This window comes from Neorhizobium sp. SHOUNA12A (assembly GCF_023006505.1).
Taxonomy (GTDB): Bacteria; Pseudomonadota; Alphaproteobacteria; order Rhizobiales; family Rhizobiaceae; genus Neorhizobium.
On the sequence record NZ_JALBGV010000005.1, the window covers coordinates 139,340 to 146,577 of the forward strand.

General features: G+C 62.4%; 7 protein-coding genes. 6 read left to right on the forward strand and 1 reads right to left on the reverse strand.

What is annotated here, in order from left to right:
* The first annotated feature begins 73 nt into the window (after positions 1–73).
* The 6 genes from MOV63_RS04325 to MOV63_RS04350 all read left to right on the forward strand — a co-directional run bounded on the left by MOV63_RS04325 (position 74) and on the right by MOV63_RS04350 (position 6,572).
* Positions 74–988: an N-acetylmuramic acid 6-phosphate etherase gene (locus tag MOV63_RS04325; protein ID WP_247031933.1), complete on the forward strand. Its 915-nt coding sequence runs from the start codon at positions 74–76 to the stop codon at positions 986–988.
* Positions 989–1,014: 26 nt separating this feature from the next.
* Complete coding sequence (locus MOV63_RS04330) at positions 1,015–2,283, forward strand: ABC transporter substrate-binding protein (RefSeq protein WP_247031935.1); 1,269 nt, start codon at positions 1,015–1,017, stop codon at positions 2,281–2,283.
* A 208-nt stretch (positions 2,284–2,491) separates the two neighbouring features.
* On the forward strand, positions 2,492–3,442 hold the full coding sequence (locus MOV63_RS04335; protein ID WP_038547794.1) for a carbohydrate ABC transporter permease: 951 nt from the start codon (positions 2,492–2,494) through the stop codon (positions 3,440–3,442).
* A gap of 13 nt (positions 3,443–3,455) precedes the next feature.
* Positions 3,456–4,295, forward strand: a complete 840-nt coding sequence (locus tag MOV63_RS04340; RefSeq protein WP_247031937.1) for a carbohydrate ABC transporter permease — start codon at positions 3,456–3,458, stop codon at positions 4,293–4,295.
* 187 nt (positions 4,296–4,482) lie between these two features.
* The gene (locus MOV63_RS04345; protein WP_247031938.1) at positions 4,483–5,544 is read left to right on the forward strand and encodes a Gfo/Idh/MocA family protein; all 1,062 of its coding nucleotides are present in this window, start codon (positions 4,483–4,485) and stop codon (positions 5,542–5,544) included.
* Positions 5,545–5,570: 26 nt separating this feature from the next.
* Positions 5,571–6,572 (forward strand): ABC transporter ATP-binding protein, encoded by a 1,002-nt coding sequence (locus MOV63_RS04350; RefSeq protein ID WP_247031940.1) that lies wholly within the window; start codon positions 5,571–5,573, stop codon positions 6,570–6,572.
* 60 nt (positions 6,573–6,632) lie between these two features.
* Here MOV63_RS04350 and MOV63_RS04355 read toward each other — a convergent pair.
* The coding region (locus MOV63_RS04355; protein WP_247031942.1) for a carbohydrate kinase family protein at positions 6,633–7,238 on the reverse strand (606 nt) is incomplete at its 5' end.

Genomic DNA, 7,238 nt, shown 5'->3' on the forward strand with positions numbered 1-7,238 from the left:
TTCATAAAAGTTAATTTTCCTTCTGGACAATTGGTATTTTTTTGGCATCATTTTGGTTAGAGGGAGAAGCCGGATGAGCAGAACTGCCACCGAAGCGAGACATGGGAAAGCGGAAGGGCTCGATACGCTCGCATCCGCCGACATCCTTGCGCTTCTCGCGTCCGGCCAGCAGGCGGCAGCCAAGGCCGTCGACCATGCCATTCCCGCGATCGCCAAGGCCGCCGATCTCGTCGCTGTCGCTCTCAAGTCCGGCGGCAAGGTGGTCTATGCCGGGGCCGGCAGCGCCGGCCTCGTGGCGATGGCCGATGCCATGGAACTGCCTGGCACATACGGCATACCGCCAGAACGGATCGCCATCCTGTTTGCCGGCGGTGTTCCCAACATAGCTGACCTACCCGGCGGTCCCGAAGACGACGCGTCGCTCGGCGAGCGTGATGCCGATATCATTGAGGCGGCCGATTGCGTCATCTGTGTTTCCGCAAGTGGTTCGACCCCCTACACGGTCGCCGTCGCCGAAACCGCGAAGCGCCGCGGCGCGAAACTCGTGGCGATGGCCAACAATGCCGGCGCAAAGCTGTTCGAGGGCGCCGATGCAGCGATCCTGCTCGAAACGCCACCGGAAGTCGTCGCCGGCTCCACCCGCATGGGTGCCGGTACGGCCCAGAAGATCGCCTTCAACATGCTGTCGACCCTTGCCGCCGTCAAGCTCGGTCACGTGCATGACGGCCATATGGTCAATCTGCGCGCCGATAACGGCAAGCTGCGCATACGCGCCGCCCGCATGGTGGCCGATATCGTCGGCATCGGTTTTGACGAGGCCCGTGTCTGGGTCGAGGCCGCCGAAGGTTCTGTCAAGGTCGCGGTCCTTCTCGCAGCCGGCGCGACCGATGTGGAAGCCGCAAAGACTTTGCTTGCCCGTTCGGGCGATGTGCTGCGCGCAGCGCTTGCCGAATTGCAGGCGTCCAAGAGTTCCATGAAACGCGCCTGAAAGGCGCATATAAAAGGGAGAACATCATGACACGCATATTGAAAAGCATTCTTTTTGCCACGACCGTACTCGCACCGGCGGGCCTTGCCGCCACCGGGGCATCCGCGCAGACCGCTAACCTCACCATCGAGAGCTGGCGCAATGACGACCTGCCGATCTGGCAGAAGAAGATCATCCCCGCCTTCGAAGCCAAGAACCCGGGCATCAAGGTGACCTTCGCCCCGATGGCGCCGACCGAATATAATTCGGCCGTCAACGCCAAGCTTGACGCCGGCACTGCTGGCGATCTCATCACCTGCCGTCCGTTCGACCTGTCGCTCGCCATGTTCCAGAAGGGCCAGCTTGCCTCGCTGAACGACCTGCCGGGCATTTCCAACTTCTCCGACGTCGGCAAGTCCGCGTGGAGCACCGACGACGGCAAGACCACGTTCTGCGTGCCGATGGCTTCCGTCATCCACGGCTTCATCTACAACAAGAAAGCCTTTGCGGATGTGGGCGTCCAGATCCCGAAGACCGAGGACGAGTTCTTCGCGGTCCTCGAAAAATTCAAGAAGGACGGCAAATACATTCCGCTCGCCATGGGTACCAAGGACCAGTGGGAAGCGGCGACCATGGGCTATTACAACATCGGCCCGAACTACTGGAAGGGCGAGGACGGCCGCAAGGCACTGATCGCAGGCAAGGAAAAGCTGACCGACGCCGACTGGGTCGAGCCCTACAAGGCGCTCGCCAAGTGGAAGCCTTATCTCGGCGACGGTTTCGAGGCCCAGACTTATCCGGACAGCCAGAACCTCTTCACGCTCGGACGCGCCGCCATCTATCCGGCCGGTTCCTGGGAAATCGCTCCGTTCAAGGCGCAGGCCGATTTCGAGATGGGCGCCTTCCCGCCGCCGGTAAAGAAGGCAGGCGATACGTGCTACATTTCCGACCATAACGACATCGGCATCGGCCTCAACGCCAAGGGCAAGAACCTCGAAGCCGCCAAGAAATTCCTTTCCTGGGTCGCTTCGCCGGAATTTGCCGATCTCTACGCCAACGCTGCCCCGGGCTTCTTCAGCCTGAACTCGACGCCGGTGAAGATGCAGGACGCTCTTGCCCAGGAGTTCGTCTCCTGGCGCCAGAACTGCAAGCAGACGATCCGCCCGAGCGCTGCCGTCGTCGGCCGCGGCCAGCCGAACCTCGACCTCGAAATGTGGCGTGTCTCGGCCAACGTCATCAACGGCACGCAAACCCCGGAACAGGCCGCTGCCGAAACCCAGAAGGGTCTCGACAGCTGGTACAAGCCGGCGAAGTAAGCCTCCGCCTCTGGCGATCGAAGACTGCCTCTCACCCTAACCCTCTCCCCGCTTGCGGGGAGAGGGGACTTGCCCCACGATGCCTTTGAAGCACGGAAACGATGCGGCATATCCCTTCTCCCCCGTCGAGACGGGGAGAAGGTGGCGGCAGCCGGATGAGGGGCTCCTTCGTAATTCAGTTCGAGATTCTAACCCGGAACCCAAAACCATGAGCGATACCGAAATTGCCGATATCGAAACGGTTCCGGTGAAGCGCCCCACCCGCTGGCACATCGCCGTTTTCCTGGCGCCGGCTTTCCTCGTCTATACGGCGGTGATGATCCTGCCGCTGATCGAGACGTTGCGTCTGTCGCTCTTCAACATCGTCGAGGGCCAGCTCGCCTTCGTCGGCCTCAGCAATTTCAAGGTGCTGTTCGGCGATCCGCGCCTGTCCGCCGATTTCTGGAACGCGCTGCGCAACAACGTCATCTTCTTCATCATCCACATGCTGGTGCAGAACCCGGTCGGCATCGCGATTGCCGCCATGCTGTCGCTGCCCGGCCTGCGGTTCGCGGCTTTCTACCGTTCGGCGATCTTCGTGCCGACGCTGCTTTCCTTCGTTATCGTCGGTTTCATCTGGAAGCTCATCCTGTCGCCGATCTGGGGCATCGCACCGAGCCTGATGGATCTCGTCGGCCTGAAATGGGCCTTTGCGCCCTGGCTAGGCAAGGCGGAAACCGCGCTCATCGCCGTCTCGCTGATTTCCGTCTGGCAATATGTCGGCATCCCGATGATGCTGATCTATGCGGCGCTGCTCAACATTCCCGACGAGGTGCTGGAAGCTGCCGAATGTGACGGCATTACCGGCTGGAGCCAATTCTGGAAGATCAAGCTGCCGCTCATCCTGCCGTCGATCGGCATCGTCTCGGTGCTGACCTTCGTCGGCAATTTCAACGCCTTCGACCTGGTCTACACCGTCCAGGGTGCGCTTGCCGGTCCCAACGGCTCGACCGACATTCTCGGCACGTTGCTTTACCGCACCTTCTTCGGTTTCCAGAACCAGATGGGAGACCGTTCCATGGGTGCCACCATCGCCGCGGTGATGTTCCTGATCATCCTCGCCGGTGTCGCGCTCTATCTTTTCGTCATCCAGCGGCGCATGCGCCGCTACCAGTTCTGAAGGAGCGCCAGATATGTCGAAAGCCCGCTCCGCCCCTGTCCGTGCCGCGTTTATCCACCTGGCGCTGATCGCCTATACGCTGGTGGCGCTGTTTCCGGTGTTCCTGACGCTGGTCAATTCGTTCAAGAGCCGCAGCGCGATCTTCAGCCAGCCAATGGCCCTGCCGACACCTTCGACCTTCAGTTTGATCGGTTACCAGACGGTGCTGCAACAGGGCGATTTCGTCGGTTATTTCCAGAATAGCCTGATCGTCACCGTCGCCTCGATCGCGCTCGTCCTGCTGTTCGGCGCCATGGCCGCCTTCGCGCTGTCCGAATACCGGTTCCGCGGCAACACGCTGATGGGGCTCTATCTCGCCCTCGGCATCATGATCCCGATAAGGTTGGGCACGGTGGCGATCCTGCAGGGCATGGTCGCCGCCGGCCTCGTCAACACGCTGACCTCGCTCATCCTGGTCTACACGGCTCAAGGGCTGCCGCTGGCGATCTTCATCCTGTCGGAATTCATGCGCACCGTTTCGGATGACCTGAAGAGCGCCGGCCGTATCGACGGCTTGTCCGAATATGCGATCTTCTTCCGCCTGGTGCTGCCGCTGGTGCGCCCCGCCATGGCGACGGTCGCGGTCTTCACCATGATCCCGATCTGGAACGACCTCTGGTTCCCGCTGATCTTGGCGCCAGGCGAATCGACCAAGACAGTGACCTTGGGCGCTCAGATGTTCATCGGCCAGTTCGTCACCAACTGGAACGCCGTGCTCTCGGCCCTGTCGCTGGCAATCCTGCCGGTCATGGTTCTGTACGTCATCTTCTCGCGGCAGCTGATCCGCGGGATTACGTCTGGGGCGGTGAAGTGATGGGTTTGAAATCCACAGAACCGTCGCTCCCCCTCATCCGCCCTTCGGGCACCTCCCCGAGGGGAGAAGAGGGTGGTGCGGCGAGGTCTCCGATCTTCCTCTCCCCTTGGGGAGAGGGTGGCCGAGCGAAGCGGAGGCCGGGTGAGGGGGCGATCCGGCACGCTGTCTCAAACAAGGAGACAAACACATGAATTCCACCCGCCCCATCCGCGTCCTCGTCGCCGGGCTCGGCAATATGGGTAGGAGCCACGCGCTCGCCTACCACGACAATCCGGGCTTCGAGATCGTCGGCCTCGTCAACCGCTCGCGGCGCGACCTGCCGGCCGGGCTCGAGGCCTATCCGATGTTTTCCGATTTCGAGCAGGCACTGCGCGAGACGAAGCCCGATCTCTGTTCGATCAACACCTATTCCGATACCCACGCCGACTATGCGGTCATGGCTTTCGAGGCCGGCTGCGACGTGTTCGTCGAAAAGCCGCTGGCGACCACTGTAGCCGATGCCGAACGCGTCGTGGCGGCGGCGAAAAAGCACGGCCGCAAACTCGTGGTCGGTTACATCCTCCGCCACCATCCCTCCTGGATGCGGTTGATCGCCGAAGCGCGAAAGCTTGGGCCCCCCTACGTCTTCCGCATGAATCTCAACCAGCAGTCCTCGGGGTCCAAGTGGGACGTCCACAAGGCGCTGATGCAGACCACCCCGCCGATCGTCGATTGCGGCGTCCATTATGTCGATGTCTGGTGCCAGATCACCGATGCGAAGGCCGTCGAAGTGCGTGGCATGGGCCTGCGGATGACCGACGAGGTCGCGCCGGACATGTACAATTACGGCCATATGCAGGTTCTGTTCGAGGATGGTTCGGTCGGCTGGTACGAGGCCGGCTGGGGACCGATGATGTCGGAAATGGCCTTCTTCGTGAAGGACGTGATGTCCCCGAAGGGGTCGGTGTCCATCCTCGTCGATGCCAAGGCGAAGTCCGACGATATCGATACCCACACCAAGACCTCGGTCATCCGCGTCCACTCGGCCGAGACCGGCCCGGACGGCCAGTTCGTCCGACGCGACGAGGACCTCGCCATGACCGGCGAGCCGGATCATCAGAAACTCTGCGATCTCGAACAGGCCTATGTGCTGAAAGCGATCCGCGAAGATATCGATCTCACCCGGCACATGGACGACGCCGTCCAGTCGCTGCGCATCTGCCTTGCGGCGGACGAAAGCGTGCGCACCGGCGCACCCGTCCGCCTCTAGAAGTACGGTTTGTAAGGAAAACGCCCTTGGGTTCGCTTCAACTGAAATCCATCCGCAAGGCCTTCGGTCCTCACGAGGTACTGAAGGGCATCGATCTCGAGGTTCAGGACGGCGAGTTCGTGATCTTCGTCGGCCCGTCCGGCTGCGGCAAGTCCACGCTGCTCAGGGTCATCGCCGGCCTTGAGGATGCGACCAGCGGCAGCGTCAGGATCGATGGCGCGGAAGTCATCAATACACCGCCCGCCAAGCGTGGCATCGCAATGGTGTTCCAGTCCTACGCGCTTTACCCGCATCTGACGGTCAAGGACAATATGGGCCTCGGCCTCAAGCAGGCCGGTACCGAAAAGGCCGAGATCGACACCCGCGTCGCCAAGGCGTCCGGCATGCTGTCGCTCGATCCCTATCTCGCCCGCCGCCCGGCGGAACTTTCCGGCGGCCAGCGCCAGCGCGTCGCGATCGGCCGCGCCATCGTGCGCGAACCGAAACTCTTCCTGTTCGACGAACCGCTGTCGAACCTCGATGCGGCGCTGCGCGTCCAGACCCGCCTGGAAATCGCCGGCCTGCACCGGCGGCTCAAGGCGACGATGATCTACGTCACCCACGACCAGGTCGAAGCGATGACGCTGGCCGACAAGATCGTCGTGCTGAATGCCGGTGCGATCGAGCAGATCGGCTCGCCGATGGAACTCTATAACAAGCCGGCCAATGTCTTCGTTGCCGGTTTCATCGGCTCGCCGCAGATGAATTTCATCCCCGCCGAAAAGCTCAGCCAAATCGGCGCCAAGACGATCGGCGTCCGGCCCGAACACATCGCCCTCTCCCGCGAAAGCGGCGACTGGAAGGGCAAGGTCATCCATGTCGAACATCTCGGCGCCGACACGATCGTTTACCTGGAAACCGAAGCGACCGGCCTCCTGACCGTCCGCCTGTTCGGCGAACATGCTTATACGCCCGACGACGTGGTGTTCGCGACGCCGGACAGGGCGAGCCTGCACCGGTTCGATGCCAACGACCGCGCCATCGTCTGAAGGGCTTCATTCATTCGCAATTCCGAACGGAAAACCGCTCCACACTTTTCCTGGAATTGCTTAGTCGCCGCTCGCGAGCAGCTTGGCGCCGCCGGCCGCCTGGACGGCGCGGCTGCCGAACCGGATGCCTGCCTTGAGGCAGGCTTCATCCGATGCCTCGTTCAGCCAGGCATCGATAAAGCCGGCATTAAAGGCGTCGCCGGCGCCGGTCGTGTCGATCACCGGCACGGTCTCCGCCGGCGCATGCAGCATCCGGCCGTTCGACATCGCCCAGGCGCCCTTGGCACCGCCCTTCAGGAGGACCAGCGGAAACGCCGGCGACAGCTTGGCGAGCACGGCTTCAGGATCGGCCGAACCGGTGATCGCTTCCGCCTCTTCCAGATTGGGCAGGAAGAGATCGACGCCCTCGCAGGCGCGCAACAGGCCGCGGTCATAGATCAGCGTCGCATCCCAGCTCGGATCGAGCGACACGGTCAGGCCCTTTTTCTTGGCGCGGGAAACGAGGTCCGGTATCTCGTGCAGCGTCGCATATTCGGCGATGTGCAGGTGGCGCGCTTCGTCCCAGTCGAGCGCCGCATCGAGTGTGGCGGGCAGGGCAGGGCCGGCGCGGCGGGTGAGAAAGGCGCGGTCCTGGCCGACCACGGCCGCAACCGTCACCTGCGGGCC

Bases quoted from the DNA above. Each gene is read 5' to 3' on its own strand.
- MOV63_RS04340 (WP_247031937.1), top strand. From the start codon at position 3,456: ATGTCGAAAGCCCGCTCCGCCCCTGTCCGTGCCGCGTTTATCCACCTG.
- MOV63_RS04335 (WP_038547794.1), top strand. From the start codon at position 2,492: ATGAGCGATACCGAAATTGCCGATATCGAAACGGTTCCGGTGAAGCGC.
- MOV63_RS04325 (WP_247031933.1), top strand. From the start codon at position 74: ATGAGCAGAACTGCCACCGAAGCGAGACATGGGAAAGCGGAAGGGCTC.
- MOV63_RS04330 (WP_247031935.1), top strand. From the start codon at position 1,015: ATGACACGCATATTGAAAAGCATTCTTTTTGCCACGACCGTACTCGCA.
- MOV63_RS04345 (WP_247031938.1), top strand. From the start codon at position 4,483: ATGAATTCCACCCGCCCCATCCGCGTCCTCGTCGCCGGGCTCGGCAAT.